Below are 24,886 nucleotides of genomic sequence, written 5' to 3' on the forward strand. Positions count from 1 at the left end.
TTTCCTTATGAGCACGCACTGCCTAGACTGCGCCGCATGACCCTTGCCGCGCCTGCGCCCGCCGCCGCTCCTTTCACGCTCGAAGCGATGCTGCGCGCCATTCCCAAGGTGGAACTGCACTGCCACCTCTTCGGCACCGTGCGCCACGAGACCTTCCGCCAGCTCAACCAGCGCGCCGGCGCGCCGCTGGCCAACGCGGAAATCGACGGCTTCTACACGCGCGGCGAAAAGCCCGTGGGCGTGCTGCGCGTGCTGCGCGCACTCGACGCCCAGCTGGTGCGCAGCGCCGACGACCTGTACCAGCTCACCCTCGAATACCTGCAGGACGCGGCCTCGCACCAGGTGCGCTACGCCGAGTTCTTCTGGAACCCGACCGGCACGGTGCACGGCTCGGGCATTGCCTACCCACTCGCGCAGGGCGCCATCGTCCGCGCGATCCACGATGCGCAGCAGGCGTTCGGCATCACCGGCCGGCTCATCGCCGCCATCGACCGCGAGGCCAGCGCCGAGGCGGCGGTGGAGATGGTCGAGTGGGTCAAGGCCCACCGCTGCGACGAGGTGATCGGCATCGGCATCGACTACCGCGAGAACGACCGGCCGCCCGAGCTGTTCGCCCGTGCGTACGCCGATGCGAAGAAGGCCGGCCTGAAGACCACCGCGCACGCCGGCGAGTTCGGCATGCCCTGGACCAATGTGCGCACCGCGGTCGAGCTGTTGCAGGTCGACCGCATCGACCACGGCTACACGGTGGTCGACCAGCCCGACTTCGCGCGCCAGTGCGCCGAGCGCGGCGTGATCTTCACCGTCGTGCCGACCAACTCCTATTACCTGCGCACGCTGCCGCCCGAGCGCTGGGCCCTGGACCACCCGATCCGCCGCATGCCCGGCCTGGGCCTGCGCATCCACCCGAACACCGACGACCCGACGCTGCACCAGGTCACGCCCACGGGCGCCTGGCTGATGATGGTGCGCGACTTCGGTTTCGGCCTGGACGATTTGCGCGGCTTCATGCACAACGGCCTGGACGGCGCCTGGATCGACGACACGCAGCGCCGCCAGTGGCGCGCCGAATGGAGCGCCGCCTTCGACGCGCTGCGCGCCCGCCTGCCCTGCGAACCCACGCCTTCCGCCACACCCTTCCCCGGATGAACCCCGCCATGACCACGAACCGCCGCCTGATCCTCGCTGCCGCCGCACTCTGTGCCGCCCTGCCCACGGGCGCCCTCGCCCAGCCAGCCTGGCCCGCCGCCAAGCCCCTCACGCTGATCGTGCCCTACACGGCCGGCGGCAGCGTGGACGTCAACGCCCGCCTCGTGGCGCAGCGCCTGGGCGAGCGGCTCAAGCAGTCGGTGGTGATCGAGAACGTGAGCGGCGCGGGCGGCGCCATCGGCGTGGCCAAGGCCGTGAGCGCGGCGCCCGACGGCTACACGCTGGTGGTCGGCCCCGACAGCGCCATCGCCATCGGCCGGCTGGTCAACCCCTCGGCCTTCCGCTTCGATCCGCTCAAAGACCTGGCACCCGTCGGCCTGCTCAACACCGCGCCGATGGTGCTGGTGGCGCGCCCCGGCCTGGACGTGCGCAGCTACGCCGACTTCGTGAAGCTCGCCAAGGCCCAGCCGGGCCACTACAACTACGCCACCTCGGGCGTGGGCACTGTGCTGCAGCTGGCGATGGAACTGCTCAAGGAGCGCAGCGGCATCTTCGTGACCCACGTGCCCTACCGCGGCGGCGCGCAGATCGCCACCGACGTGATCGGCGACCAGGTCGACCTCGCGATGCTGGTGAGCACCAGCGCCATCCCGCACGTGAACGGCAAGCGCCTGAAGGCATTGGGCATCACCGGCAGCCAGCGCCTACCGGCGCTCGCGCAGGTGCCCACCTTCAACGAGATGCCCGGCCTCAAGGGCTACGACATGGTGAGCTGGACCGGCATCTTCGCGCCCGCGAAGACGCCGCCGGCCGTGGTGGCGCGGCTCAACCAGGAACTGAATGCGGTGCTGCAGGAAGAAGGCGTGCGCGCCAAGCTGGCGGAGCAAGGCGCGTTGCCGGGCAGCGGAACGCCGGAGGCGTTCGGGAAGTTCGTGCAGTCGGAGTACGCACGCAACAAGAAGATCGTCGAAACCGCCAACATCAAAGAGTAGGCGGTCCGTCCGACCATCGGCCGGCCGGGCTCAGCCGGCCTTTTCGTTGCTCTCGTCTTCCGGCCAGTCGCGGATGTAGGCCTTGAGCATCTTGTTCTCGAAGTTCTGCGCGTCGACCACGGCCTTGGCCACGTCGTAGAAGCTGATCACGCCCATGAGCATGCGCTTGTCCATCACGGGCATGTAGCGCGCGTGGCGCTCCAGCATGATGCGGCGGATTTCGTCGAGGTCGGTTTCGAGCGTGCAGGTGACGGGCGCGTCGTCCATGGCCTTGCGCACCAGCGTGGTCCCGACCTGGCCGCCGTTGTTGACGACCGCCACGATCACTTCACGGAAGGTGAGCATGCCGACCAGGTCGCCGTGCTCCATGACCACCAGTGAACCAATGTCCTTGTCCGCCATGGTCTGGGCGGCTTCGGCCAGCGGGTCGTCCGGCGTGATGGTGAAGAGCGTGTTGCCCTTGACGCGAAGAATGTCGCTGACTTTCATGGTGGTGCTCCTCTCGGGGATTCGTCGTTCTCGGCGTCGTGCCGATTTGAATATAGCCCACAATCGACGCCGACCCGAACGCCCCTGTCGCCTGTGCAAGCATTGCCGGCATCACGGGGCATTGCGAAGAGACAACAGAAAGGCCTTCATGCCCGGTTATTCCGACCCCGGTTTCGACACCCTCGCGCTGCACGCCGGCGCCGCCCCCGACCCCACCACCGGCGCGCGGGCCGTTCCCATCCACCTGACGACCTCCTTCGTCTTCGAATCCAGCGACCACGCGGCCGCGCTGTTCAACCTGGAACGCGCGGGCCACGTCTACTCGCGCATCAGCAACCCGACCAACGCGGTGCTGGAGCAGCGCGTGTCGGCGCTCGAAGGCGGCATCGGCGCCATCGCCACGGCCAGCGGCCAGGCGGCGCTGCACCTGTCGGTGGCCACGCTGATGGGCGCGGGCTCGCACATCGTGGCCAGCACGGCGCTGTACGGCGGTTCGCAGAACCTGCTGCACTACACGATGCGCCGCTTCGGCATCGAGACCACCTTCGTGAAGCCCGGCGACCTCGACGGCTGGCGCGCCGCGGTACGCCCCGAGACCAAGCTCTTCTTCGGCGAGACCGTGGGCAACCCGGGCCTCGATGTGCTCGACATTCCCGCCGTGAGCGACATCGCCCACGAAGCCGGCGTGCCGCTGCTGGTCGACTCCACGCTCACATCGCCCTACCTCATCAAGCCCTTCGACTGGGGCGCCGACCTGGTCTACCACTCGGCCACCAAGTTCCTGTCGGGCCACGGCACCGTCATCGGCGGCGTGGTGGTCGACGGCGGCAGCTTCGACTGGGAGAAGTCGGGCAAGTTCGCCGAGCTCACGCAGGCCTACGACGGCTTCCACAACATGGTGTTCAGCGAGGAAAGCACCGTCGGTGCCTTCCTGCTGCGCGCGCGCCGCGAAGGCCTGCGCGACTTCGGCGCCTCGATGAGCCCGCACACGGCGTGGCTGATCCTGCAGGGCATCGAGACGCTGCCACTGCGCATGGAGCGCCACATCGACAACACGCAGAAGGTGGTCGAGTTCCTGGCCAGCCATCCGTTCGTGTCCCGTGTGGGACATCCGCTGATCGAGTCGCACCCGAGCCACGCGCTCGCGCAGAAGCTGCTGCGCCACGGCGCGCGCGGTGCCGGCGCGGTGTTCAGCTTCGACATCAAGGGCAGCCGCGCGCAGGGCAAGGCCTTCATCGAGGCGCTCAAGCTGTTCAGCCACCTGGCCAACGTGGGCGATTGCCGCAGCCTGGTGATCCACCCGGCCAGCACCACGCACTTCCGCATGACCGACGAGGCACTGGCGGGCGCGGGCATTTCGCAGGGCACCATCCGCCTGTCGATCGGCCTGGAAGACCCGGCCGACCTGATCGACGACTTGAAGCGCGCGCTGAAGGCGGCGGAAAAAGCCTGACCGCGCCGATGGAGCCGACACCGTTCTTCGAATGGCTGAAGGGCCCGGACGCGCTCGGCGTCGCGCCGCATTTCTTCGCCGCGCACCCTGACGGCACGCGCGACCGCGAGACCTACGGCGGCTACGGCGACGCGCCTGCGATCGGCCGCGCGCATTTCTGGGCCGCGCCGCAGCGCATCGAGATGTCGCAGGGCTGGGGCCATCCGCCGCGATTTCCCGACCTGGCCGACTGGTCGGGCGACGGCTCGCCGCACGCGAGATGCCTGCTCGTGAGCCTCAGGCTGCACGCGCTGTTGACGCAATTCAAGCTGCCGGCCCACCGCGCCTACGACGTCCAGGCCCGCTTTCCCGCGTACCACCACGCACGCTTCGGTGACCAGCGCGCCGAGTACCGGCTGATGCACTGGCTCGGCGACGGACAGTGGCTCGACAGCCTGGACCTGGCGCGCACCGCGCTGCGCATCACCGTGCGGCTGCAGAAAGACCGGCCCCGCCATCACCGCGTCTTCGCGGCAGGCAGCTTCGAGACGGCGGCCCAGTTCGCGCAGGCGGCCACCGAATTCGAGCAAGAGCTGCCCCGCACGCCCGGCTACGTCGCGCCGGGGCGCGCGCTCGAACACGGGGCGCATGTCATGGCCGAAGCGTTCCAGCCCACCGGCGTGTCCCGCCATGGGCGGGCGGTGCTCGACATGGCATCGGCCCATTGGCCCGTGCATCTTCAGCCGCTGGACCTGCTCTGGCTGCCCGATGAAAGCGCCCCGCTGGTCAGCGACGACCTGCGGCAGGCGCTGGCGAGCGGCGGTTTCACCGGCATGCGCTTCGGCAAGGAATGGCGCTCGGCCTTCGCCCAGCCCGCCGAGATGCACAGCCAGGCGTTCCGTGCGCAGCGCGCCGCGCTGCTGTCGCGGATCACGGCCTCACCGGACGCCGACCCGGCGCTCGCTCCGCGCGGATCTTTGCCGCGCTCCAGGTCCGGCAGCAGGCGCTGACCGGGCAGGCGATCAACGTCGCGCAACTGGTGCTGCCCCCGGCCTACGCCGAGTTGCTGCGCACCGGCCTGCCGACGTATGTGGAGCCCGACGACGGAGACGAAAGCGACGAAGACCACGACGACAGTGATCCCGGCGCGCAAGACCCTCGCCAGTGGCACTGGTTCCCGCGCGAGCGCCTGTGCATGCTGGACGACATCGGCGACGACGGCGACTGGGTGGCCAGCCACCCCGAAGCCGCGCGTGCGCTGCTCGTCGCGCAAGACGACGGCGGCGACTACCTGGGCTTCCTGCTGCGAGACGGCTCGGACCTCGAACTCGACGGCACGCTGATGCATTTCAAGCACGAGACGGGCGAGATCCTGCCGAGCGCGGTCCGCAACTGGGCGCTGCCCCCGCACGCCCGGGCCGCGTCGACGCGCTGATCCGCCACCTCACACGAACACAAGACACACAAGACCCCAGAAAGAGACGCCATGAGCATCCTTCAAGTCAACGGCCACGACACCTACTGCTACACCGCCGGCAAGCCCTTCGATGCGGCCAAGCCCACGGTGGTGTTCATCCACGGCGTGCTCAACGACCACAGCGTGTGGATTTTGCAAAGCCGCTGGTTCGCCAACCACGGCTGGAACGTGCTGGCGGTCGACCTGCCGGGCCACTGCAAGAGCGCCGGCGCACCGCCGGCCAGCGTGGAAGAGGCCGCGCAGTTCGTCATCGCGCTGCTCGACGCAGCGGGCGTACAGAAGGCCGCGCTGGTCGGCCACAGCTTCGGCTCGCTGATCGCGCTCGAGGCCGCGGCACGCGCACCCGCGCGCATCACGCAGCTCGCGATGGTCGGCACCGCTTACCCGATGGTGGTGTCGCCCGCGCTGCTCGAAAGCTCGGTGAGCGATCCGCAGCGCGCCATCGCGATGGTCAACACCTTCTCGCACTCGCTGCTGGCGCCGCCGCCTTCGTCGCTCGGCCCGGGCACCTGGCTGTACGGCAGCTCGCGCGCGCTGATGCGCCGCGTGCTCGCAAGCAACCGCGAAGCCAATGTGTTCCACATCGGCTTCAAGGCCTGCAACGACTATGCGAACGGCGAGGCCGCGATGGAGAAGGTGCAGTGCCCGGTGCTGTTCCTTTTGGGCGACGCCGACCAGATGACGCCGCCGCGCGCCACCAAGGCGCTGGTGGGCAAGGCGCGCAACGCCAAGGTGGTGACGGTGCATGCCGGCCACGCGCTGATGAGCGAGGCGCCGGACGAGGTGCTGTTCGCGCTGCGCGACTTCGTCGCGGGCTGAAAACTGCGACGAACGCCGGGCGGCCTAGCTGCCCAGCGCGTTGATGTCCGCCGGATCGAGCAGCACCTTGCGTGCGCCCCGGCGCGCCACCGCGAGCATCGCGCGGCCCACCTTCTCGGTGGTGGTCACGCGGTCGGGCCACCAGCGGTGGGCCAGCCCGAGCACGGGCTTGAGCACCACGATCGCGGCGTCGTACAGCGGCGTCTTCGAGCGCACGCCGTGCAGCGGCTGGATCATCCCGGGCCGGAACATGTAGGACGCGCGAAACGGCAGGCGCATCAGCGCGTTCTCGGTCGCGCCCTTCACGCGCGCCCACATGCGTTCGCCGCGCTCGCTGCTGTCGGTGCCCGCGCCCGTCACATAGGTGAAGGTCATGCCCGGGTTGAGCCGCGCCAGCACGGTGGCGGCTGCGATCGTCAGGTCGTAGGTGATGCGCTTGTACTCCGGCTCCTTCATGCCGACCGACGACACGCCCAGGCAGAAGAAGCAGGCGTCGAAGCCCGTCAGCTGCGACTCGATGGCGCGGTAGTCGAACATGTCTTTGTGCACCAGGTCCTGCAGCTTGGGATGCTGCTGCCCGGTGGCACTGCGTCCCACGGCCACCACGCGTTCCACGTCGGGCGCCAGCAGGCACTCGCGCAGCACGCCTTGCCCCACCATGCCGGTGGCGCCAAAGATCAGGATGTTCATGGGAGGGAAGCTCCGAAGCGGTCAGACCGCGAAGGCCGCGGGCTTTTTCTCGAGCACGGCCAGCAGCAGGTCGACGTCGAGGCTGGAAGGCTGCGGCGGCTGCAGCGCGCCGAGCAGGCGCGACAGCGTTTCGATGTGCGGCAGCAGCGGACCGAGAAAGCGCGTGCCGTCGGCGCCCGCCACCAGCAGGGTCGGGAAGGTCTCGACGTCGAAGGCGTCGGCGATCTCGGCGTGGTCCTCGATGTCGACCCAGGCGAAGCGGAACTGCGGGTGCGCCTTTGCCAGCTCGACCAGCAGCGGCCGGTAGTCGCGGCAGGTGCCGCACCATTCGGCGCACAGGCAGACGACCCACAGCGCGTTGGCATCGGCGGAAGAATCGACGGGGACGACGGGAACAGCGCTCAAGGTGGATACGGCGAAGGTGGGATGGCGAACCCGGGTGGTGCGGCCGCGGGGTCGTGGCTATTATCAACAAAGCCCCTGCGGGGCGCAGGAGACCCACGATGAACACCTCCACCCCTGCCGCGCCGGACACGCCGGCCACGGTCGATCCGCGCCGCTTCACGAGCTTTGCCGAGTTCTATCCCTTCTATCTGACCGAGCACGCCAACGTCACCTGCCGACGGCTGCATTTCGCGGGCTCGACGATTTCGCTGCTGTGCCTCGTGGCCCTGGTGGTCACGCTCAATCCGTGGTGGCTGCTGGCCGGGCTGGTGGCGGGCTACGGCTTCGCCTGGGTCGGGCACTTCGGCTTCGAGAAGAACAAGCCGGCCTCGTTCAAGCGCCCGCTGTACTCCTTCATGGGCGACTGGACGATGTACCGGGACATCTGGGCCGGCCGCGTCAAGATCTGACGACCCGAACGCCAGGGCGCTCCTAGATCAATAGCACGTCGCCCAGCCGCAGCGTGCGCAGCGGGCCCTTCTGCCACAGGTCTTCGAGCGGCTCGGCGCGCGGCATCAGCAGCTCGCGCAGCAGCGGCTCGATGGGCGTCGACGGGTCGGCCAGCAGCACGTAGCGCGGGTCCTGGTTGGCGGGCTCCTCGGCCAGCGGCGCGATCCAGTCGAGCCGCACCAGCGTGTCGAGCACCGGCGCCAGTTGCAGCCCGTCGACCCGCATGCGCGTCAGCAGTTCGCTCGCGCCCATGCCCTTGGCCGGCGTGGCCTGCGCGCGCGCCAGGTGCTGCAGCACTTCCATCGCGAGCTGCATCGGCCAGCCCGCCGCGCCGCCGCGACGCGCCACGCCCGTCAGCAAACTCGGCAGGTAGGCCGCGATGACGGCGCCCAGCAGCACGATCACCCAGGCCACATAGATCCACACCAGCAGGATCGGGAAAGTGGCGAAGGCGCCGTACAGCACCGAATAGGTCGGCACCAGGCTCAGGTAGTAGCCCAGCACGCGCTTGGCGATCTCGATGGCGGCCGCCACGAAGAGGCCGCCGGCCCAGGCGTGCGACCAGCGCACCGTGGTGTTCGGCACGTAGTGGTACAGCCCGGCCATGCCGGCCGCGAGCAGCAGGAATTCCAGGGTGTCGAAGGCCAGCTTGACGATGCCTCCGCCCACCACGTCGCGCGAGGCGGCGAACACGTACGAGGTGGTCGACAGGCTCACCGCAAGAATCAGCGGCCCGAGCGTGATGGTGGCCCAGTAGATCAGCACCCGCTGCGCGAGCGGCCGCGGCGTTCGCACGCGCCAGATGTTGTTGAGCGTCTTGTCGATGGTGAGGATCAGCGCGATGGCGGTGATCAGCAGCACCACCAGGCCCGCGATGCCCAGCCCGCTGGCCTTGCTCGCGAACTGGTTCAGGTAGCCCAGCACCTGGCGCGCGATGTTGTCGGGAATCAGGCTCTCGATCAGCCAGCGCTGCAGGCGGCCCTGCATGGTGGCGAACATCGGGAACACGGTGAACAGCGCGAGCGCCACCGTGAAGAACGGCACCATGGCGATGGTCGTGGTGAAGGTCAGGCTGCTGGCCGTGAGGCCGAGGCGGTCTTCGCGAAAACGCTCCCCCAAGACCGCTGCGGTGTTGCGCCAAGGAAAGCGCGAAAGATCCCTCCAAAGCTGCCTGCGATTCATGGCCGGTATCATGCCATCCGCTCTTTCCCGAGACGCGCCACACCCAGTGCGTCTCCCCCTCTCTCTTTCGCCGCCACCGTGTCCGACACCCCACTCCCGCCCTCTTCCGTCCGCGCCACCCGATGGGCCGCCGTGGGCAGCCTCGTCGGCCTGATCGTGCTGGGCCTGGCCTGGGAGCTGTGGCTGGCGCCGCTGCGCCCGGGCGGCTCGCTGCTGGCGCTGAAGGTGCTGCCGCTGGTCATTCCGCTCGCGGGGCTCTACAAGAACCGCATGTACACCTACCGCTGGGTCAGCCTGATGATCTGGCTCTACTTCACCGAAGGCGTGGTGCGCGCCTGGAGCGACACCAACGGCGTGGGGCAGGTCCTCGCGCTCGTCGAGGTGCTGCTGTGCCTCGTGCTCTTCGCGGCCTGCGCGTGGCATGTGCGCCTTCGCCTGCGCCACGCCAAGGCCGCTGCCGCCGCTGCTGCTGCCCGTCCCCTGGAGGCTTCCGCCCAATGACCACCTCTTCTTCCTCCCTCCTCGATCAACTGCGCGCCATCGTCGGCGCCACGCACGTGCTGACCGAGGGCGACCTCGCGGCCTACGAACAGGACTGGCGCAAGCGCGCGCGCGGCAAGTCGCTCGCCGTGGTGCGCCCGGCCAATGCGCAGCAGGTGGCCGACGTGGTCAAGGCCTGCGCCGCGGCCGGCACGGCCGTCATTCCGCAGGGCGGCAACACTGGCCTGGCGGTCGGCTCCATTCCCGACGACAGCGGCACGCAGGTGGTGCTGAGCCTGCAGCGCCTGAACGCCATCCGCAACATCGACGCCGCCAACCTCACGATGACCGTCGAGGCGGGCTGCATCCTGCAGACCCTGCAGGAGACGGCCGAGAAAGCCGGCTACCTGTTCCCGCTGAGCCTGGCGGCCGAGGGCAGCTGCACCATCGGCGGCAACCTCGCGACCAACGCGGGCGGCACGCAGGTCGTGCGCTACGGCAACACGCGCGACCTGTGCCTGGGCCTGGAAGTGGTCACGCCGCAGGGCGAGATCTGGGAAGGCACGAGCGGCCTGCGCAAGGACAACACGGGCTACGACCTGCGCGACCTGATCGTCGGCAGCGAAGGCACGCTGGGCGTCATCACCGCCGCCACCATGAAGCTGTACCCGCTGCCCGCCGCGCAGCTCACGGCCTGGGCGGCAGTGCCTTCGCTCGACCATGCGGTCACGCTGCTGGGCCTGGCACACAAGCACCTGGGCTCGGGGCTCACGGGCTTCGAGGTGATGGGCAAGTTCGCGCTGAGCCTGGTCGACAAGCACATGCCGCAGCTGCGTGTGCCCTTCATCAATGACGAGGCCGTGCCCTACTGCGTGCTGCTCGAGAACTCCGACAGCGAGTCCGAGGACCACGCCCGCGCGCGCTTCGAGGCGCTGCTCGAAACCGCCTTCGAAGACGGCTGCGTGACCGACGCGGTGGTGGCCGAGAACCTCACGCAGGCGCACCAGCTCTGGCACATCCGCGAGAGCATTCCGCTCGCGCAGGCCGAAGAGGGGCTGAACATCAAGCACGACATCTCGATCCCCGTGTCGCGCATTCCGGCCTTCGTGGAAGCCACCGACGCCCTGCTGAAACGCGAGATCGCCGGCGTGCGGCTCGTGAACTTCGGCCACCTGGGCGACGGCAACCTGCACTACAACGTGCAGGCGCCCGAGAACATCGACACCAAGGCCTTCCTGAAGAACGAGGAAGAGCGCATCAACACGCTGGTCTACGACGCGGTCGAGCAGTTCGGCGGCTCGTTCTCGGCCGAGCATGGCGTGGGCTCGCTCAAGGTCGACAAGCTCGAGAAGCACAAGTCGCCGGTGGCGCTGGAGATGATGCGGGCGATCAAGCGCGGGCTCGATCCGAAGAACATCCTCAACCCGGGGCGCGTGATCCGCGTCTAGCCAGAAAAATCCTCGCCGCGCAGCTCGATAGGCTGCCCGTGCGGCGTGCGCTCCGCCGCGTGGTCCCACGCGTGGCGGTAGCGGGCCAGCTCGTCGCCGGAACTCGCGCCCTTGCGCGCCACGAGGCCTTCGAGCGCGGCGAGCCAGTGGCGGTAGTAGGTGTCGCCCGTGTCCGGGTCGCCCGCGGCCTGCGCGGCGCTGATCTGCGTGGCCAGCGCCTCGGCCCACTCGACCCAGCTGAACAGCCCGCGCTCGTGCAGCGCCAGCGTCATTGCGAAAGCTTGCGCCTCCCACGGTTCCCTGAACACCGGCCCGTCGGCGTCGCGCGGCATGCCCGGGGCGAGGGCGAGCGGCGGCATGTCGTTCGCCTTCATGCCGCGGGCTCCAGGTAGCTTTCCCACGCATCGACCGATACCGCGAGGTTCTGGCGCGGCGCGGCGTCGCCCCACAGCTCGGCTTCGTCGAAGACCACGGTGTAGAGCCATTGCGGCTGCTCGCCCAGGCCCTGCGCATTCGCATCGGCGAACACGTGCGCGCCGTGGATGTGTTCGATCGTGCCGCGCTTGCCCTGCACGTAGCCCGGCAGGCGCGTGTGGTGGTCGACGCGCCCGAGGTGCATGCGCACGGCCTGCCCGACCGCAAAGCGCGCGGGCGCCGATGCGGGGCGCTCGGTGCCGGAGCCCCTGGCGAGCACGGCGGGCACGTTCGCGGCCTGCAGCACGCGGGCGACCGGCGTGGCCGGATGGTGCATCTGCCCGGACGCGATCTCGTCCGCGAAGACCTGTCCGCGTTGCAGCATCAGCTGCTCCAGCGCGCCCAGCCAGATCTGGTAGTAGCTCAGGTCGCGGTAATCGGGCAGCGTCTCGCGCGCGGCGCGGCTGGTGTCGATGTTCCAGGAGCCGGTGGCGCCCATGGCCAGCGTGAGCGCCAGTGCGCGCGGCTCCCAGGCGCCGTGGAACAGCTCGCCTTCGGGCTCGGGCGTGACGGGGCCGAAGCCGGGTTGTCCGCCGAGGTCGGCGTGGGTCGTGTAGGTCATGCGGCGCTCCTTGCCGACGGCGCCTCGACCACGCGCGTGCCGATCATCGAATCGCGCGAGACCAGCGCGGCGAGTTCGTCTTCGCTCCAGCCCTCGGTGCCGGCCGGGCGCTGCGGGATCACGAGGTAGCGCACCTCGGCGGTCGAGTCCCAGACGCGGATGCGCGTGGTCTCGGGCAAGGTGGTGCCGAAGTCGGCCAGCACGCCGCGCGGGTCTTTCACGGCGCGCGAGCGGTAGGGCGCGCTCTTGTACCAGGTGGGCGGCAGGCCGAGCACGGGCCAGGGGTAGCAGCTGCACAGGGTGCAGACCACCATGTGGTGCTGGTCGTCGGTGTTGGCCACCGCGACCATGTGTTCGCCCTGGCGGCCGGTGTAGCCCAGCGAGGCGATGGCCGCCGTGGCGTCGGCCATCAGCCACTCATGAAACTTTCGGTCGACCCAGGACCGCGCCACCACCCGCGCGCCGTTGCGCGGGCCGATGCGGGTCTGGTAGGTGTCGATCAGCGCGTCGAGCGCGGCGGGGTCGATGTAGCCTTTTTGCGTGAGCACGCTTTCGAGGGCGCGCACGCGCAGGTCCATCTCGCCGAGTTCGCTGCTGTGGTCGTGGGAATGGTCGTGGGAGTGGTCATGGCCGGTCATCGGCCGATGCTAGCGCCGCCCCGTAAAATTCCCAACATGACCCTCCCTGCCCGCCCCGTCCGCTCCCAGTACGAAGATTTCATGCGCCACGTCGACACGCACGGCGTGTTCAAGAGCGACCGCACGGGCACGGGCACCAAGAGCGTGTTCGGCCACCAGATGCGCTTCGACCTGAACGAGGGCTTTCCGCTGGTGACCACGAAGAAGGTGCACCTGAAGTCCATCATCCAGGAACTGCTGTGGTTCCTGACCGGCTCGAGCAACAACAACTGGCTCAAGGAGCGCGGCGTCACCATCTGGGACGAATGGGCGCGCGAAGACGGCGACCTGGGCCCCGTGTACGGCGTGCAGTGGCGCAGCTGGCCCACGCCCGACGGCGGCCACATCGACCAGATTTCCGACGTCATCAAGACGCTGAAGAGCAACCCCGACTCGCGCCGCATCATCGTGAGCGCCTGGAACGTGGCCGAGCTGTCGAAGATGGCGCTCATGCCCTGCCACGCCTTCTTCCAGTTCTACGTGGCACCGCCGCAAGCCGAGGGCGAGCGCGGCAAGCTCAGCTGCCAGCTCTACCAGCGCAGCGCCGACATCTTCCTGGGCGTGCCCTTCAACATCGCCAGCTACGCGCTGCTCACGCACATGGTGGCGCAGCAGTGCGACCTCGACGTGGGCGATTTCATCTGGACCGGCGGCGACTGCCACATCTACAGCAACCACGCCGAGCAGGTGAAGCTGCAGCTCAGCCGCACGCCCTTCCCCTACCCCACGCTGAACATCAAGCGCAAGCCCGACTCGATCTTCGACTACCAGTATGAAGACTTCGAGGTGCTGGACTACAAGCACGGCGACCCGATCAAGGCGCCGGTGGCGGTGTGAACGCGATGAGCGCCGCCACGCCCCGCATCAACCTGATCTTCGCGCGCGCCGCCAACGGCGTGATCGGCGTGAACAACACCATTCCCTGGCACCTGCCCGAGGACATGGCGCACTTCAAGCAGCAGACCGCGGGCGCGCCCGTGGTGATGGGCCGCAAGACCTGGGACTCGCTGCCCCCGCGCTTTCGCCCGCTGCCGGGCCGCCGGAACATCGTGGTCACGCGACAAGCCGACTGGCAAGCCGAAGGCGCGCAAGCGGTCGGCAGCCTGCCCGATGCGCTGTCGCTGTGCACGCCGTCGGACTCGCCCGAAGTCTGGGTGATCGGCGGCGCACAGATCTACGCCGAAGCCGAACCACTGGCCCAACGCGCCGTGGTCACCGAGATCGCACGCGACTACGAAGGCGACGCGCACGCCCCCGTGCTCGACGCCGCCGTGTGGCGCGAGACGCAGCGCGAGTCGCACGTCTCGGCCAAGGACGGCCTGCCCTTCAGCTTCGTGACCTACGAACGCATCGCGGCATGACGATCAAGCACCGCGCGCCCGGTACCTCGCCACAACTGTCGCGTCGCACCGTGCTGGCCGGTGCCGCCCTGCTCGCCGGCCTCGCGCCGCTGCAGGCCCTGCAGGCCGCCGGGCCGCTGGAGTCGGACGAAGAGGCGCTCTTCATGCCCGGCACCGCGCGCCCCACGGCCGACGGCCGGCTCGAGGTCGACGTGCATGCCTGGGTGTTCGAGCGCGAGCACCGCTGGGGCCTCGACGCCGCGCTCGCGCGCTACCTCGGCATGAACCTGAAGAAGCTCACGCCGGCCGCGCGGCTGCGCTTCAGCCAGCGCACCGCGCTGTTCCATGCCGAGTCGGAAGAAGACAAGGTGATCGACGTCGTCTTCGACGGCTCGGCCACGCGCCTCACGATGCCGCCCACGGGCGCCGACGGCCGCAGCAACCTGCGCGCGGTCGTCGAGGCCTCGCACATCCCGGCGTCGCAGGAGTGGCTGCCCTTCCATGGCGTGACCGGCCCGGGCGAGCTGCTGCCGCGCTTTCGCGGCCGTGCGCAGATCGTGCCGGCGCAGGGCGTGTCGGTCATCTCGGACATCGATGACACCATCAAGCGCACGCAGGTGCGCGACCGGCGCGAGATGCTGCTGAACACCTTCGCGCGCCGCTTCGAGGCCGCGCCCGGCATGGCGGCGCACTACCGCGCGCTGGCGCAGGCGCCCGGCACGCGCTTTCACTACCTCTCGGGCAGCCCGATCCAGCTGTACCCCGCGCTCACCGACTTCATTCGCGACGCCGACTTTCCCGCCGGCAGCATGCACCTGCGCGAGAGCACGACCTGGCGCACACTGATCCCGAGCGCCGAAGACTCGCGCGCGCACAAGCTCGGCGTGATCGAGCGGTTGCTGGCCGAATTTCCGCAGCGCCGCTTCCTGCTCGTGGGCGATTCGGGCGAGGCCGATCCCGAGATCTATGCGCAGGTGTTCCGCGCGCATCCGCAGCGCATCGACGGCATCGTGATCCGCGACGTGACCGACGAGAACCGGCTGTCCGACCGCTACCGCGCCACCTTCGAAGGCATCGCGCCCGTGGTCTGGCACCTGCTGCGGCCCGACACCACCGCCTGGCCCATTCAACCGGCCAATCGATAGCGGCACCGACGACGGCTCACGCCGTGCGCGCACCCAGCCAGCGCCGGTAGCGCTTCGTCAGCCGCTTCGTGCGCAGCTGGTCGAGCACCAAGGTCAGGAACGGCGAATGCGCAGGCGCGCTGTTGCGGCCCGGGCGCAGCGTGCGCAGCCGGCGCTTCACCAGCGCCATGCGCGCCAGCGCGGCCATGACCTGGTCCTTCCAGTCGACCTGCGGGCTCTGCGCCGCCGCGTCTTCGCCCGCGCGCCAGCGTGCGGGCAGGTCGGGCGCGACGGCCAATGCGGTGGCCATGCCAACCACGGCGACGCCTTCTCCCAGCACCCGTTCGGCGACGGCGCGGCGCACGATGCCACCCGTGGTCATGACCGGCATGCGCGCCTCGGCGGCCAGCTCCCGGGCGAACTCCAGGAAGTAGGCCTCGCGCGCCAGCGTGCGGCCGTCGGCGGTGCGTCCCTGCATCGCCGGGCTCTCGTAGCTGCCGCCCGACAGCTCGACCAGGTCCACCGCCTCGTCGTTGAGCCAGCGGATGACCTGCTTGGCATCGTTCTCCGAGAAGCCGCCGCGCTGGAAGTCGGCGGAGTTGAGCTTCACGGCCACGGCGAAGCCGCGCGCCACGCGGGCCCGCACGGCACGCACCACGTCGAGCAGAAAGCGCGCGCGGTTCTCCAGGCTGCCGCCCCAGGCGTCGGTGCGCTGGTTGGTCAGCGGCGACAAGAACTGCGAGAGCAGGTAGCCGTGCGCGGCATGCACCTGCACGCCGGTGAAGCCCGCGCGCTCGGCCGCCTGCGCCGTGGCGGCGAAGCGGTCGACGGTCTCGGCGATCTCCGCCTCGCTCATGGCCCGGGGCTGCACGAAAAGCTTGCTGTGCTTGCCCAGATCGAGCGCCACCGACGACGGCGCCCAGGCCGTGCCGCCCATGCTGATCTGCACCTGCCGGCCCGGATGGTTGATCTGCATCCACACCTGCGCGCCGCCGCTGCGCGCGGCCGTGGCCCATTCGGTGAAGCGCTCCAACGGCGTATCGGCTTCGAGCACGACGCCGCCCGGGCCGGTGAGCGCGCGGCCGTCGATCATCACGTTGCCCGTGAGGATCAGGCCCGCCCCGCCCTGTGCCCAGACGCGGTACAGGTCGTGCAACGCCGCGCCCGGCAACTGTCCGGCATCGGCCATGTTTTCCTCCATGGCGGCCTTGGCCAGGCGGTTGGGCAGGACGCTCCCGTTGGGCAGGGTCAGCGGCAGGAAAAGCGGCGAGGAGTTCACGATGAGGACCGGGTGGTGGAGTGGAAAAACCCGATGCTAAGATTCAAGCCAACTTGAAGGTCAAGCGATATGAAGATCGGTGAACTGGCAGACAAGACCGGCATGGCGCCCTCGGCCATCCGCTTCTATGAGCAAAGCGGCCTGCTGCCCGCGCCCGAGCGCGGCGCCAATGGGTACCGCGTCTACAACGAGGCCGCGCTCAAGCGGTTGCAGCTGATCCAGATCGCGCAGAACCTCGGCTTCTCGCTGGACAGCCTGCGCAGCGCCTTCGCAGGCTGCGAGGTCTTCTCGGCCGACGACCTGCTCGAACGTCTCGACGGCCGCGTGCGCGAAATCGACCAGCTCATGGCCGGCCTGCGCGCGCAGCGGCGCGACCTGACCGACCTGCGCGCCACCTTGCGCCAGACCTGGGCCGCCGGCGAATGCATGGACCCCGCCACGCTGGCCGAAAGCATGGCTACGACCAGAAACAAAGTGGCACGTCCCTCGCGCCCGCAGAAAGAACTGGAAACTTCGGTACACGCCTCGAAAGGCATGCGCGGCGCAGGGTTTAGACAGCGCTAATTGTTTGTGCGCACAATGTCCGGACCGCCCTCCCCTCAACACAAGGAGACGACCCATGTCCATGGAATTTCTTCGGACCCTCGCCGAGCAGAAATTGCCATACGTCCTCCACACGCCCGCAGACATCGACAGGCTGCGCGTGCTGCGTGCCGCCGACCTCGTGACTGCCTTCATTCCGCCGTCGGAGCACGCGCCCGACGAGCGCGCGATCCATCAGCTGGCCCAGGTGGAATCGATCACCGCGAAGGGCCGCCTGGCCCTGAACAAGGCGACCTCTTCGTTCATCGAACTCTGAGGTGCGCCCGCACGCTCAGGCAACGTTCAGACCACGCCCTGCGCCAGCATCGCATCGGCCACGCGCACGAAGCCGGCGATGTTCGCGCCATCCACGTAGCTCACGCTGCCGTCGGCGCGCGAACCGTAGTGCAGGCACGACTCGTGGATGCCCTGCATGATCTGCAGCAGGCGCGCATCGACCTCGTCGCGCGTCCATGACAACCGGGCCGCGTTCTGGCTCATCTCCAGGCCCGACGTGGCCACGCCGCCCGCGTTGCTGGCCTTGCCCGGCGCGTACAGCACACCGTGGCCTTCGAGCACCTTCACGGCCTCCATGGTCGAGGGCATGTTGGCGCCTTCGGCCACGCACACCACGCCGTTCTTCACCAGCGTGCGCGCGTCTTCCTCGTTGAGCTCGTTCTGCGTGGCGCTGGGCAATGCCACGTCGACCGGCACGTGCCACGGCGTGGCGCCGGCCACGAAGCGGGTGCCGGTGCGCTCGGCGTAGTCGCTCACGCGGCCGTAGAGGTGGTTCTTCACGTCCATCAGCACGGCCAGCTTCTCGGGCGTGAAGCCTTCCTCGTCGACCACGGTGCCGCTCGAGTCGGACACGGTGACCACCTTGGCGCCCAGCGCCATGGCCTTCTCGATGGTGTACTGCGCCACGTTGCCCGCGCCCGAGACGCTCACGCGCAGGCCGTCGAAGCTGCGGCCCTTGCGCTTGAGCATTTCCTGCGCGAAGTAGACGTTGCCGTAGCCCGTGGCCTCGGGGCGGATCAGCGAACCGCCGAAGCTCAGGCCCTTGCCGGTGAACACGCAGTCGGCGCGGTTGGTGAGCTTCTTGACCATGCCGGCCATGAAGCCGACCTCGCGCCCGCCCACGCCCACGTCGCCGGCCGGTACGTCGGTGTCGGAGCCCACGTGGCGGAACAGCTCGGTCACCAGGGCCTGGCAGAAGCGCATCACCTCGCCCTGGCTCTTGCCCTTGGGATCGAAGTCGGCACCGCCCTTGCCGCCGCCCATGGGCAGCGTGGTCAGCGCGTTCTTGAAGGTCTGCTCGAAGGCCAGGAACTTGAGGATCGACAGGTTCACCGAGGGGTGGAAGCGCATGCCGCCCTTGTAGGGGCCGATGGCCAGGCTGTGCTGGATGCGGAAACCGCGGTTGACCTGCACCTCGCCGTGATCGTCCACCCAGGACACGCGGAACATGATCACGCGCTCGGGCTCCACCAGCCGCTCCAGCAGGCTGTGGCTCGTGTACTTGGGGTGCTTCTCGATGTAGGGCCACAGGCTCTCCATCACTTCGGTCACGGCCTGCAGGTACTCGGGCTGTCCGGGGTTGCGTTGTGCGACGTGTGCGAGGAACCCCCCGACGGATGCGTGCTTCATTCCAATCAATCCTCTGTTTTCCAAAACGGTGCATAACCTTATGCGAATCCTGCATTTTGCCGGATCAGAGAACCAGATTGAGGCACAAAGCCCTAACAAGGTGCGTTGTTTGGGGCGAGTGGCGTGGAGAGGCCCCAACTTGGAACATCGCCGGAGCGCACCGGCGCCCGGAAAAGCGGTCAGAATCCCGCCCCGCGCGCCCTCCCGCACGGCCCGTCTCGGAATTCAAAGATGCAGATCAGCTACCGCTTCCAGTTCTCGCAGGCGCATGTGCTCACCGGCTTCCTGCGCAACCTGCAGCAGGTCTGGTGGGTCCGGTTCAAGTGGCCGTTGGCACTCCTGTTCGCCCTGGCCCTGGCCGTGTGCGTCTTCGAAGGGTTGCCCGTCCTGGCGGTCGTTTTCGCGGTCGGCATCGCGCTGCTGCTGAGCGCGCCGGCCATCGCCCGGCTGGCCCTCCATCGCTTCAGGAAGAGCCCCTTCTACAACGACGAAATCGACTTCTCGCTGTCGGAGAGCGGCTCCCACGCACGGGGCCGCCACAGCGAGGTGCGCCACGGCTGGGAGGCCTACACCAAGGCCCGCCGCTTCAAGGACGGCCTGCTGCTGTGTCACGGCCCGGACGCATTCCACTGGTTGCCCGATGCGGCCGCGGCCGATCCGGCGGCCATTGCAGCGGCGCAGCAGCTGGCACGCGCGCGCATCCGGGACTATCGCGAGCTCTGACCGGGAAGCGGGGACGATGAAGGCAAGGCGCCCCGGATCAAGGGCACGCCCGCCTGCTACTTGCGCGCCTTCTCGATCTCGGCCATCAGTTCCTTGACGGTGGCCTCGCCGACCGAGGCCGTGTACTTGTCGATCACCGGCTTCACCTTGGCGCGCAGCTTCGCCATCTCTTCGGGTGGCAGCTCCGAAACCGTCATGCCGGCCTTCTTGAGCGCGTCGAGCGCGCTGTCGGCGGCGCCGCGCGAGGCCTGGCGCTGGAACGTGGTCGCCTCCGCGGCGGCCTCGTTGATGATCTTCTTTTCGTCGGCACTCATGCCGTCCCAGGTCTTGCGGCTGATCAGCAGCGCCTGCGGGTTGTAGATGTGGCGGGTCTGGGTGATGTACTTCTGCACTTCCGCGAACTTGGACGACAGGATGGTCGTGTTCGGGTTCTCCTGGCCGTCGACCGCCTTCTGGTCGAGCGCGGGATACAGCTCGGGGAACGGCAGCGGCGTGGCGTTGGCGCCCAGCGCGCTGAACATGTCGATGTAGATCGGCGACTGGATCACGCGGATCTTCAACCCCGCGATGTCGTCGGCCTTGACGATCGGGCGCTTGCTGTTCGTCAGGTTGCGAAAGCCCAGGTCCCAGTAGCCCAGGCCGTGCAGCGCCTTGTCTTCCAGCTTGGCCATCAGCTTCTGGCCGAAGGGGCCGTCGGTGACGACGTCGGCTTCCTTGCCGCTGTTGAAGAGGAACGGGAAGTCGTAGGCCGCGAACTCCTTCACCTGCGCCGACAGGATGCCGGCGTTGAGCACGGTCATCTCCACCGTGCCGCCCTGCAGTGCCGACACCGTCTGCAGGTCGCCGCCCAGCGTGCCGCCCGGGAACAGCTTCACGGTGATCTTGCCGCCCGACTTCGCGGCCACGAGGTCGGCGAACTTCTGCGCGCCCTGCGCCTGCGGATGGCCGGCCTGGTTCTGGAACGCGAACTTGATCGTGCGCTCCTTGAGCTGCGCGAACGCACCTGGGGCGGCGAACGCGAGGGCCGCCGCCATGGCGGCCAGCAGCAGGGTGCGCTTCGAATGCTTCGTCTTCATGGTGATGTCTCCTTCTCTTTGTTGGGGTTGGTGCAAACGGCTGGGCCTACGCCCTCTTCTTGAACAACGCCGAGGCCCCGCTGGCGCGCGCCACCTCTTCGGCGGCCTGGCACAGCGCCGGTCCCAGCGCCTCCATCCGCTGCGGCGTGAGCCGCACCGACGGGCCCGCGATGGTGACGACCCCGATCGCCGTGCCGTCCGCGCCGAACACGGGCGCGGCCATGGCGGTCATCGCGGGGGCGAACACCTCGTTGATCATGCTGAAACCGCGCTGGCGCGCCGCCTTCACGAAAGCCATCACGGCCTTGAGCGACGTGGGGGCCTTGGGGCCGTAGTCCTCGGGCTTGCCCAGCCCCTTCTTGGCGACGAGCGCCATCGCGTCGTCCTCGCCCATGGTGGACAGCCACGCGTGCCCGGCTGCGCTGCACGAGAGCGCGACCGACAGGCCCATGTCGGGGTCGTAGCGAAGGCCGTGCGTGGCGCCTTGGGCCTTCGCGACAAAGGTCAGGTCTTCGCCGTCGACCACCGCCAGGCGCACGAGCTCGCCCGAGGTCGAGGCCAGCTGGTCGAGCAGCGGCTGCGCGATGTCGACGATGCCCGATCGGCTGAGGAACGACAGGCTGATCGAGACCAGCTTGATGGTCAGCACGTAGTGGCCGTCGCGCGCCTCTTGTCGCACGTAGCCGCAGCGGATGAGCTCCGCGAGCAATCGGTGCGATGCACTCAATGGAATCTGCAATTCGCTGGCCAACGCCGACAGCGCGCACCCCTCGGGATGCTCCGCCAGATGTTCCAGCACCTTGAAGCTGCGTTCCAGTATTCCGCTCATTTCGTCCTCCAGATGTCGTCTCGTCAACGCGGGCGATGCGGCCCGCCACTCAGGGTCCGCCAGCGTAGCAGAACTCAGGGAAGGGATTTCCATTATGGAAATTCTTTCCAACAAAAATACGATCGCCTCCGTCCGGCATTTTTTCCTTCCCCCTTTCTTCCTTCCCGCCTGAGGACCCTTCGTGAAACTTCTTCGTATGCTTGCCGTGGCCGGCCTGTGCGCCGGCCTCACCGCCCCGTCGTGGGCGCAGCAGGAGCGCGTGATCCGCTTCGGCCACCTGAACAACGCCGACCACCCCGTGAGCTTCGGCGTCAAGCGCTTTGCCGAACTGCTCTCGGCCAAGAGCGGCGGCAAGATGAAGGTCCAGGAGTTCCCCGCCTCCCAACTGGGCAACGAGATGCAGCAGCAGTCGGCCCTGCAGGGCGGCGTGCAGCAGATGTCGGCACCGGCCACCACGTCGCTCGCAGGCATCGTCAAGGAGTTCGGCCTCGTCGACTTCCCCTTCTCGGTGAACAACTTCGCGCAGGCCGATGCACTGCTCGACGGGCCTCTGGGACAAGCCCTCATCGCCAAGCTCCCCGAGAAGGGCCTCGTCGCGCTCGGCTACTGGGACCTGGGCTTTCGCAACGTCACCAACAGCAAGCGTCCCATCGCCAAGCCTGAAGATCTCGAAGGTCTGAAGATCCGTGTGATCCCCAACCCTGTGTTCCTCGAGACCTTCAAGGCCTTCAAGGCCAACCCGGTGCCGATGCCCTTCGCCGAGCTGTACGGCGCCCTCGAAGCCAAGGCAGTCGATGGCCAGGAGAACCCCTATGCGGTGATCCTGTCGAACAAGTTCTACGAAGTGCAGAAGTTCGTGAGCGCCACCAACCATGTGTACGCCGCCAACATCGTGTTGGTGAGCAAGAAGTTCTGGGACTCGCTCACGCCCGCCGAGCAGAAGATGATGAACGACGCGGCCAACGAGGCACGCGGCTACCAGCGCCAGGTCAGCCGCGCTGCCGCGCAGAAGGCTGTGGGCGACCTGCAGGCCAAGGGCGCGCAGTTCAACGAACTCAGCGCCGCCGAACAAAAGCGCATGCGCGACATCGCCAAGCCCGTCGTCGACAAGTTCGCCGCACAGTACGACCCCGCCATCGTCAAGCTCTACAACGACGAGCTCGCACGCATCCGCAAGTAAGTCAGCAAGCCAGCCCGTCCCTCACCGAAGCTCCCCATGAAGATCCTCGTTCTCCACGGCCCCAACCTCAACCTGTTCGGTCGCCGCGAACCGCACATCTACGGCAAGACCACGCTCGCCGAAATCAACGCGCAGTTGCAGGCGCTCGCCGTCGAACTCGGCGTGACGCTGGACACCATCCAGTCGAACCACGAAGGCGACCTGATCGACTTCCTGCACACCCACATCGACGATGCGCAGGGCGCGCTGGTGAACCCCGCCGGCCTCACGCAGCACGGCGTGCCGCTGCACGACGCGATCAAGGCCATGCCGTTCCCGACCATCGAGGTCCACATGTCCAACATCGCCGCGCGCGAGGCATGGCGCGCGCATTCGATCATCTCGCCGGCGGTGAAGGGCACGGTCCAGGGCCTGGGCCCGCTGTCGTACCTGGCGGCGTTGCGCGCGCTGGTCGACATGCAGCGCCAGGCGCAAGCGCAAGCACAGGCCTCCGCATGACCCGCTGGCTCGACCGGTGCTGCAGCGGCATCGAGGCGCTGATCGCGGCCGCGCTCGCGGTCATGGTCGTGCTCGTGTTCGGCAACGTGGTGCTGCGCTATGGCTTCAACTCGGGCATCACGGTGTCCGAGGAAATCTCGCGCTGGCTCTTCATCTGGATGACCTTCCTGGGCGCCGTGGTGGCGCTGAAGGAGCACGGGCACCTGGGTGTGGACATGGTGGTGCAGAAGCTGCCCCCCATCGGCAAGAAGATCTGCCTGGCCGTCGGCCATGTGGTCATGCTCTACATCGTCTGGCTGCTGCTGCAGGGCAGCATCGCGCAGGCGCGCATCAACTGGGACGTGACGGCGCCCGTCACCGGCGCCTCGATGGCCATCGTCTACGCCGCGGGCATCGTGTTCTCGGTGCTGGCCGGGCTCATCCTGGCGCTCGACCTGCTGCGCCTGCTCACGGGCCGCATCGCCGACCATGAACTGGTGATGGTGCAGGAGTCGGAAGAAGCGGTGCAGCTGCAGCAGATCCTGGGTTCGCAAGACGCCAAGGAACCGGGAGCACGGCCATGACCATCGCTGTTTTCGTCGGCTCGCTGCTGCTCGCCATGGCGATGGGCATTCCCATCGCCTTCTCGCTGCTGGCCAGCGGCGTCGCGCTGATGTGGCACCTCGACCTGTTCGACGCGCAGATCCTCACGCAGAACGTGATCGGCGGCGCCGACAGCTTTCCTCTTCTGGCCGTGCCCTTCTTCATGCTCGCGGGCGAGATCATGAACGTGGGCGGGCTGTCCAAGCGCATCGTCGACTTCGCACTCGCGCTCGTGGGCCACGTGAAGGGCGGCCTGGGCTACGTGACCATCATGGCCGGCTGCCTGCTGTCGGCGCTCTCGGGCTCGGCCGTGGCCGACGCCGCCGCCCTCACCGCACTGCTGCTGCCGATGATGGTGCGCGCGGGCCACGACAAGCCGCGCGCGGCCGGCCTCATTGCGGCCACCGGCGTGATCGGCCCCGTGATTCCGCCGAGCATCGGCCTGGTGATCTTCGGCGTGGCGGCCAACGTGTCGATCTCCAAGCTGTTTCTCGCGGCCATCGTGCCGGGGCTGCTGATCGGCGGCGCGCTGTGGATCACCTGGGCCTGGCTGGTGCGGCGCGAAAAGATCGTGCCGCCGCCGCGCAAGTCGTCGGCCGAGATTGCTGCCGCCTTCCGCAACGCGCTGTGGGCGCTGATGCTGCCGGTGATCATCCTCGTGGGCCTGCGCATGGGCGTGTTCACGCCCACCGAGGCCGCGGTGGTGGCCGCCGTGTATGCGCTCTTCGTGTCGACGGTGGTGTACCGCGAGATCACCTGGAAGGACCTGTACGCCATCTTCGTGAGCGCGGCCAAGACCAGCGCCATCGTGATGTTCCTGATCGCCGCGGCGATGGTGAGCGCCTGGCTCATCACGGTGGCCGACCTGCCCTCCAAGATCGTGGGCATGCTGCAGCCGTTCATGGGCAACCAGATGCTTCTCATGATCGCGATCATGGTGCTCGTGATGGTGGTGGGCACGGCGATGGACATGACGCCGACCATCCTCATCCTCACGCCGGTGCTCATGCCCGTGGTGAAGGCGGCCGGCATCGACCCCGTGTACTTCGGCGTGCTGTTCATCATCAACAACTCGATCGGCCTCGTCACGCCGCCTGTGGGCACGGTGCTCAACGTGGTGGCCGGCGTCGGCAAGATCTCGATGGACGACGTCACGCGCGGCGTGGTGCCGTTCATGCTGGCCGAGTTCGCGATCCTGTTCGTGATGGTGGCGTTTCCGCAGCTGGTGATCGTGCCGGCGCGGTGGTTCGGGGGCTGAGCC

The 24,886-nt window shown here is 68.3% G+C and carries 30 protein-coding genes; 19 read left to right on the plus strand and 11 right to left on the minus strand.

Translation table 11 applies throughout. The features are described from left to right. Positions 1 to 36 precede the first annotated feature (36 nt). Positions 37 to 1,149 carry an adenosine deaminase gene (locus FFI97_RS12660; protein ID WP_260684985.1) on the plus strand — a complete coding sequence of 371 codons (1,113 nt, stop codon included), beginning with the start codon at positions 37 to 39 and terminating at the stop codon, positions 1,147 to 1,149. 8 nt (positions 1,150 to 1,157) lie between these two features. Then, positions 1,158 to 2,141 (plus strand): Bug family tripartite tricarboxylate transporter substrate binding protein, encoded by a 984-nt coding sequence (locus FFI97_RS12665; protein ID WP_139705781.1) that lies wholly within the window; start codon positions 1,158 to 1,160, stop codon positions 2,139 to 2,141. Positions 2,142 to 2,171: 30 nt separating this feature from the next. Here the strand turns inward: FFI97_RS12665 and FFI97_RS12670 are convergent, their stop codons facing one another. Then, positions 2,172 to 2,630, minus strand: coding sequence for a CBS domain-containing protein (locus tag FFI97_RS12670; protein ID WP_095744536.1), 459 nt, complete (start codon positions 2,628 to 2,630; stop codon positions 2,172 to 2,174). Positions 2,631 to 2,778: 148 nt separating this feature from the next. On the opposite strand from FFI97_RS12670, the gene FFI97_RS12675 reads away from it, so the two are divergent. From FFI97_RS12675 to FFI97_RS12690, 4 genes are read left to right on the plus strand one after another with little or no spacing between them, the layout of a single operon-like run. Further along, entirely contained in the window at positions 2,779 to 4,083 is a 1,305-nt protein-coding gene (locus FFI97_RS12675) for an O-acetylhomoserine aminocarboxypropyltransferase (protein ID WP_139705779.1), read from the plus strand. 8 nt (positions 4,084 to 4,091) lie between these two features. Beyond that, the gene (locus FFI97_RS12680) at positions 4,092 to 5,072 is read left to right on the plus strand and encodes a hypothetical protein (RefSeq protein WP_144004444.1); all 981 of its coding nucleotides are present in this window, start codon (positions 4,092 to 4,094) and stop codon (positions 5,070 to 5,072) included. Between the two features lie 29 nt (positions 5,073 to 5,101). Continuing rightward, a complete protein-coding gene (locus tag FFI97_RS12685; protein ID WP_144004445.1) occupies positions 5,102 to 5,497 on the plus strand; it encodes a hypothetical protein in 396 nt (131 codons plus the stop codon). A 51-nt stretch (positions 5,498 to 5,548) separates the two neighbouring features. Continuing rightward, the gene (locus FFI97_RS12690) at positions 5,549 to 6,358 is read left to right on the plus strand and encodes an alpha/beta fold hydrolase (RefSeq protein ID WP_139705775.1); all 810 of its coding nucleotides are present in this window, start codon (positions 5,549 to 5,551) and stop codon (positions 6,356 to 6,358) included. Between the two features lie 24 nt (positions 6,359 to 6,382). Here the strand turns inward: FFI97_RS12690 and FFI97_RS12695 are convergent, their stop codons facing one another. Together FFI97_RS12695 and FFI97_RS12700 are read right to left on the minus strand one after the other, a co-directional pair. Beyond that, positions 6,383 to 7,048, minus strand: a complete 666-nt coding sequence (locus FFI97_RS12695) for an NAD-dependent epimerase/dehydratase family protein (protein WP_070059721.1) — start codon at positions 7,046 to 7,048, stop codon at positions 6,383 to 6,385. Positions 7,049 to 7,069: 21 nt separating this feature from the next. Beyond that, complete coding sequence (locus tag FFI97_RS12700) at positions 7,070 to 7,453, minus strand: thioredoxin family protein (RefSeq protein WP_139705773.1); 384 nt, start codon at positions 7,451 to 7,453, stop codon at positions 7,070 to 7,072. Between the two features lie 98 nt (positions 7,454 to 7,551). On the opposite strand from FFI97_RS12700, the gene FFI97_RS12705 reads away from it, so the two are divergent. Further along, positions 7,552 to 7,902: an Mpo1-like protein gene (locus FFI97_RS12705; RefSeq protein ID WP_062476696.1), complete on the plus strand. Its 351-nt coding sequence runs from the start codon at positions 7,552 to 7,554 to the stop codon at positions 7,900 to 7,902. Between the two features lie 22 nt (positions 7,903 to 7,924). Here the strand turns inward: FFI97_RS12705 and FFI97_RS12710 are convergent, their stop codons facing one another. Next, complete coding sequence (locus FFI97_RS12710; protein ID WP_139705771.1) at positions 7,925 to 9,136, minus strand: YihY family inner membrane protein; 1,212 nt, start codon at positions 9,134 to 9,136, stop codon at positions 7,925 to 7,927. Between the two features lie 66 nt (positions 9,137 to 9,202). Between FFI97_RS12710 and FFI97_RS12715 the strand changes: the two genes are divergently transcribed. Together FFI97_RS12715 and FFI97_RS12720 are read left to right on the plus strand one after the other, a co-directional pair. Beyond that, positions 9,203 to 9,625, plus strand: a complete 423-nt coding sequence (locus FFI97_RS12715) for a DUF2069 domain-containing protein (RefSeq protein WP_139705770.1) — start codon at positions 9,203 to 9,205, stop codon at positions 9,623 to 9,625. Next, positions 9,622 to 11,052, plus strand: coding sequence for an FAD-binding oxidoreductase (locus FFI97_RS12720; RefSeq protein WP_139705769.1), 1,431 nt, complete (start codon positions 9,622 to 9,624; stop codon positions 11,050 to 11,052). Before FFI97_RS12715 ends, FFI97_RS12720 begins: the two co-directional genes overlap by 4 nt. Here FFI97_RS12720 and FFI97_RS12725 read toward each other — a convergent pair. From FFI97_RS12725 to nthA, 3 genes are read right to left on the minus strand one after another with little or no spacing between them, the layout of a single operon-like run. Next, positions 11,049 to 11,426, minus strand: a complete 378-nt coding sequence (locus tag FFI97_RS12725) for a nitrile hydratase accessory protein (RefSeq protein WP_139705767.1) — start codon at positions 11,424 to 11,426, stop codon at positions 11,049 to 11,051. The genes FFI97_RS12720 and FFI97_RS12725 overlap by 4 nt on opposite strands. Further along, entirely contained in the window at positions 11,423 to 12,088 is a 666-nt protein-coding gene (gene nthB, locus FFI97_RS12730) for a nitrile hydratase subunit beta (protein WP_062476610.1), read from the minus strand. Before nthB ends, FFI97_RS12725 begins: the two co-directional genes overlap by 4 nt. Continuing rightward, positions 12,085 to 12,726: a nitrile hydratase subunit alpha gene (gene nthA / locus FFI97_RS12735; protein ID WP_139705765.1), complete on the minus strand. Its 642-nt coding sequence runs from the start codon at positions 12,724 to 12,726 to the stop codon at positions 12,085 to 12,087. Before nthA ends, nthB begins: the two co-directional genes overlap by 4 nt. Before the next feature lie 36 nt (positions 12,727 to 12,762). Here nthA and FFI97_RS12740 point away from each other — a divergent pair, with 36 nt between their 5' ends. The 3 genes from FFI97_RS12740 to FFI97_RS12750 are packed head-to-tail and all read left to right on the plus strand — an operon-like array spanning position 12,763 to position 15,250. Further along, positions 12,763 to 13,602 (plus strand): thymidylate synthase, encoded by an 840-nt coding sequence (locus FFI97_RS12740; protein ID WP_095744526.1) that lies wholly within the window; start codon positions 12,763 to 12,765, stop codon positions 13,600 to 13,602. A 5-nt stretch (positions 13,603 to 13,607) separates the two neighbouring features. Next, positions 13,608 to 14,126: a dihydrofolate reductase gene (locus FFI97_RS12745; RefSeq protein ID WP_139705763.1), complete on the plus strand. Its 519-nt coding sequence runs from the start codon at positions 13,608 to 13,610 to the stop codon at positions 14,124 to 14,126. Continuing rightward, positions 14,123 to 15,250, plus strand: a complete 1,128-nt coding sequence (locus tag FFI97_RS12750; protein ID WP_139705761.1) for a phosphatidate phosphatase App1 family protein — start codon at positions 14,123 to 14,125, stop codon at positions 15,248 to 15,250. Before FFI97_RS12745 ends, FFI97_RS12750 begins: the two co-directional genes overlap by 4 nt. 16 nt (positions 15,251 to 15,266) lie before the next feature. Here FFI97_RS12750 and FFI97_RS12755 read toward each other — a convergent pair whose 3' ends face one another. Then, on the minus strand, positions 15,267 to 16,508 hold the full coding sequence (locus FFI97_RS12755) for an NADH:flavin oxidoreductase/NADH oxidase family protein (RefSeq protein WP_139705759.1): 1,242 nt from the start codon (positions 16,506 to 16,508) through the stop codon (positions 15,267 to 15,269). 69 nt (positions 16,509 to 16,577) lie between these two features. On the opposite strand from FFI97_RS12755, the gene FFI97_RS12760 reads away from it, so the two are divergent. Then, positions 16,578 to 17,072, plus strand: coding sequence for a MerR family transcriptional regulator (locus FFI97_RS12760; RefSeq protein WP_139705757.1), 495 nt, complete (start codon positions 16,578 to 16,580; stop codon positions 17,070 to 17,072). 55 nt (positions 17,073 to 17,127) lie between these two features. Next, positions 17,128 to 17,367: a hypothetical protein gene (locus tag FFI97_RS12765; protein ID WP_095951069.1), complete on the plus strand. Its 240-nt coding sequence runs from the start codon at positions 17,128 to 17,130 to the stop codon at positions 17,365 to 17,367. 26 nt (positions 17,368 to 17,393) lie between these two features. Here the strand turns inward: FFI97_RS12765 and gdhA are convergent, their stop codons facing one another. Beyond that, on the minus strand, positions 17,394 to 18,737 hold the full coding sequence (gene gdhA, locus FFI97_RS12770) for an NADP-specific glutamate dehydrogenase (protein WP_095744520.1): 1,344 nt from the start codon (positions 18,735 to 18,737) through the stop codon (positions 17,394 to 17,396). Between the two features lie 231 nt (positions 18,738 to 18,968). Between gdhA and FFI97_RS12775 the strand changes: the two genes are divergently transcribed. After that, positions 18,969 to 19,460 carry a hypothetical protein gene (locus FFI97_RS12775; RefSeq protein ID WP_139705755.1) on the plus strand — a complete coding sequence of 164 codons (492 nt, stop codon included), beginning with the start codon at positions 18,969 to 18,971 and terminating at the stop codon, positions 19,458 to 19,460. A 56-nt stretch (positions 19,461 to 19,516) separates the two neighbouring features. On the opposite strand, the gene FFI97_RS12780 is transcribed toward FFI97_RS12775, so the two are convergent. Continuing rightward, complete coding sequence (locus tag FFI97_RS12780) at positions 19,517 to 20,536, minus strand: TRAP transporter substrate-binding protein (protein WP_139705753.1); 1,020 nt, start codon at positions 20,534 to 20,536, stop codon at positions 19,517 to 19,519. A gap of 46 nt (positions 20,537 to 20,582) precedes the next feature. Next, entirely contained in the window at positions 20,583 to 21,365 is a 783-nt protein-coding gene (locus tag FFI97_RS12785) for an IclR family transcriptional regulator (RefSeq protein WP_062476577.1), read from the minus strand. Between the two features lie 196 nt (positions 21,366 to 21,561). Here FFI97_RS12785 and FFI97_RS12790 point away from each other — a divergent pair, with 196 nt between their 5' ends. The 4 genes from FFI97_RS12790 to FFI97_RS12805 are packed head-to-tail and all read left to right on the plus strand — an operon-like array spanning position 21,562 to position 24,883. Next, on the plus strand, positions 21,562 to 22,545 hold the full coding sequence (locus tag FFI97_RS12790; protein WP_139705810.1) for a TRAP transporter substrate-binding protein: 984 nt from the start codon (positions 21,562 to 21,564) through the stop codon (positions 22,543 to 22,545). 36 nt (positions 22,546 to 22,581) lie between these two features. After that, positions 22,582 to 23,043, plus strand: a complete 462-nt coding sequence (locus FFI97_RS12795) for a type II 3-dehydroquinate dehydratase (protein ID WP_070059760.1) — start codon at positions 22,582 to 22,584, stop codon at positions 23,041 to 23,043. After that, entirely contained in the window at positions 23,040 to 23,606 is a 567-nt protein-coding gene (locus FFI97_RS12800) for a TRAP transporter small permease (RefSeq protein WP_095744516.1), read from the plus strand. Before FFI97_RS12795 ends, FFI97_RS12800 begins: the two co-directional genes overlap by 4 nt. Next, positions 23,603 to 24,883 carry a TRAP transporter large permease gene (locus tag FFI97_RS12805; RefSeq protein ID WP_062476564.1) on the plus strand — a complete coding sequence of 427 codons (1,281 nt, stop codon included), beginning with the start codon at positions 23,603 to 23,605 and terminating at the stop codon, positions 24,881 to 24,883. Before FFI97_RS12800 ends, FFI97_RS12805 begins: the two co-directional genes overlap by 4 nt. The last annotated feature ends 3 nt before the right edge of the window (positions 24,884 to 24,886 follow it).

Origin of the sequence: Variovorax sp. KBS0712 (genome assembly GCF_006323185.2) — a bacterium.
Classification (GTDB): Bacteria; Pseudomonadota; Gammaproteobacteria; order Burkholderiales; family Burkholderiaceae_C; genus Variovorax; species Variovorax boronicumulans.

Excerpts from the sequence above, each read along its gene's own strand:
- FFI97_RS12740 (WP_095744526.1), top strand. The coding sequence starts at position 12,763 with ATGACCCTCCCTGCCCGCCCCGTCCGCTCCCAGTACGAAGATTTCATG.
- gdhA (WP_095744520.1), bottom strand. The coding sequence starts at position 18,737 with ATGAAGCACGCATCCGTCGGGGGGTTCCTCGCACACGTCGCACAACGC.
- FFI97_RS12670 (WP_095744536.1), bottom strand. The coding sequence starts at position 2,630 with ATGAAAGTCAGCGACATTCTTCGCGTCAAGGGCAACACGCTCTTCACC.
- FFI97_RS12660 (WP_260684985.1), top strand. The coding sequence starts at position 37 with ATGACCCTTGCCGCGCCTGCGCCCGCCGCCGCTCCTTTCACGCTCGAA.
- FFI97_RS12710 (WP_139705771.1), bottom strand. The coding sequence starts at position 9,136 with ATGATACCGGCCATGAATCGCAGGCAGCTTTGGAGGGATCTTTCGCGC.
- FFI97_RS12695 (WP_070059721.1), bottom strand. The coding sequence starts at position 7,048 with ATGAACATCCTGATCTTTGGCGCCACCGGCATGGTGGGGCAAGGCGTG.
- FFI97_RS12775 (WP_139705755.1), top strand. The coding sequence starts at position 18,969 with ATGCAGATCAGCTACCGCTTCCAGTTCTCGCAGGCGCATGTGCTCACC.
- FFI97_RS12800 (WP_095744516.1), top strand. The coding sequence starts at position 23,040 with ATGACCCGCTGGCTCGACCGGTGCTGCAGCGGCATCGAGGCGCTGATC.
- nthB (WP_062476610.1), bottom strand. The coding sequence starts at position 12,088 with ATGACCTACACGACCCACGCCGACCTCGGCGGACAACCCGGCTTCGGC.
- FFI97_RS12805 (WP_062476564.1), top strand. The coding sequence starts at position 23,603 with ATGACCATCGCTGTTTTCGTCGGCTCGCTGCTGCTCGCCATGGCGATG.
- FFI97_RS12720 (WP_139705769.1), top strand. The coding sequence starts at position 9,622 with ATGACCACCTCTTCTTCCTCCCTCCTCGATCAACTGCGCGCCATCGTC.
- FFI97_RS12725 (WP_139705767.1), bottom strand. The coding sequence starts at position 11,426 with ATGAAGGCGAACGACATGCCGCCGCTCGCCCTCGCCCCGGGCATGCCG.
- FFI97_RS12780 (WP_139705753.1), bottom strand. The coding sequence starts at position 20,536 with ATGAAGACGAAGCATTCGAAGCGCACCCTGCTGCTGGCCGCCATGGCG.
- FFI97_RS12665 (WP_139705781.1), top strand. The coding sequence starts at position 1,158 with ATGACCACGAACCGCCGCCTGATCCTCGCTGCCGCCGCACTCTGTGCC.
- FFI97_RS12760 (WP_139705757.1), top strand. The coding sequence starts at position 16,578 with ATGAAGATCGGTGAACTGGCAGACAAGACCGGCATGGCGCCCTCGGCC.
- FFI97_RS12790 (WP_139705810.1), top strand. The coding sequence starts at position 21,562 with ATGCTTGCCGTGGCCGGCCTGTGCGCCGGCCTCACCGCCCCGTCGTGG.
- FFI97_RS12705 (WP_062476696.1), top strand. The coding sequence starts at position 7,552 with ATGAACACCTCCACCCCTGCCGCGCCGGACACGCCGGCCACGGTCGAT.
- FFI97_RS12680 (WP_144004444.1), top strand. The coding sequence starts at position 4,092 with ATGGAGCCGACACCGTTCTTCGAATGGCTGAAGGGCCCGGACGCGCTC.
- FFI97_RS12675 (WP_139705779.1), top strand. The coding sequence starts at position 2,779 with ATGCCCGGTTATTCCGACCCCGGTTTCGACACCCTCGCGCTGCACGCC.
- FFI97_RS12750 (WP_139705761.1), top strand. The coding sequence starts at position 14,123 with ATGACGATCAAGCACCGCGCGCCCGGTACCTCGCCACAACTGTCGCGT.
- FFI97_RS12785 (WP_062476577.1), bottom strand. The coding sequence starts at position 21,365 with ATGAGCGGAATACTGGAACGCAGCTTCAAGGTGCTGGAACATCTGGCG.
- nthA (WP_139705765.1), bottom strand. The coding sequence starts at position 12,726 with ATGACCGGCCATGACCACTCCCACGACCATTCCCACGACCACAGCAGC.
- FFI97_RS12795 (WP_070059760.1), top strand. The coding sequence starts at position 22,582 with ATGAAGATCCTCGTTCTCCACGGCCCCAACCTCAACCTGTTCGGTCGC.
- FFI97_RS12745 (WP_139705763.1), top strand. The coding sequence starts at position 13,608 with ATGAGCGCCGCCACGCCCCGCATCAACCTGATCTTCGCGCGCGCCGCC.
- FFI97_RS12690 (WP_139705775.1), top strand. The coding sequence starts at position 5,549 with ATGAGCATCCTTCAAGTCAACGGCCACGACACCTACTGCTACACCGCC.
- FFI97_RS12765 (WP_095951069.1), top strand. The coding sequence starts at position 17,128 with ATGTCCATGGAATTTCTTCGGACCCTCGCCGAGCAGAAATTGCCATAC.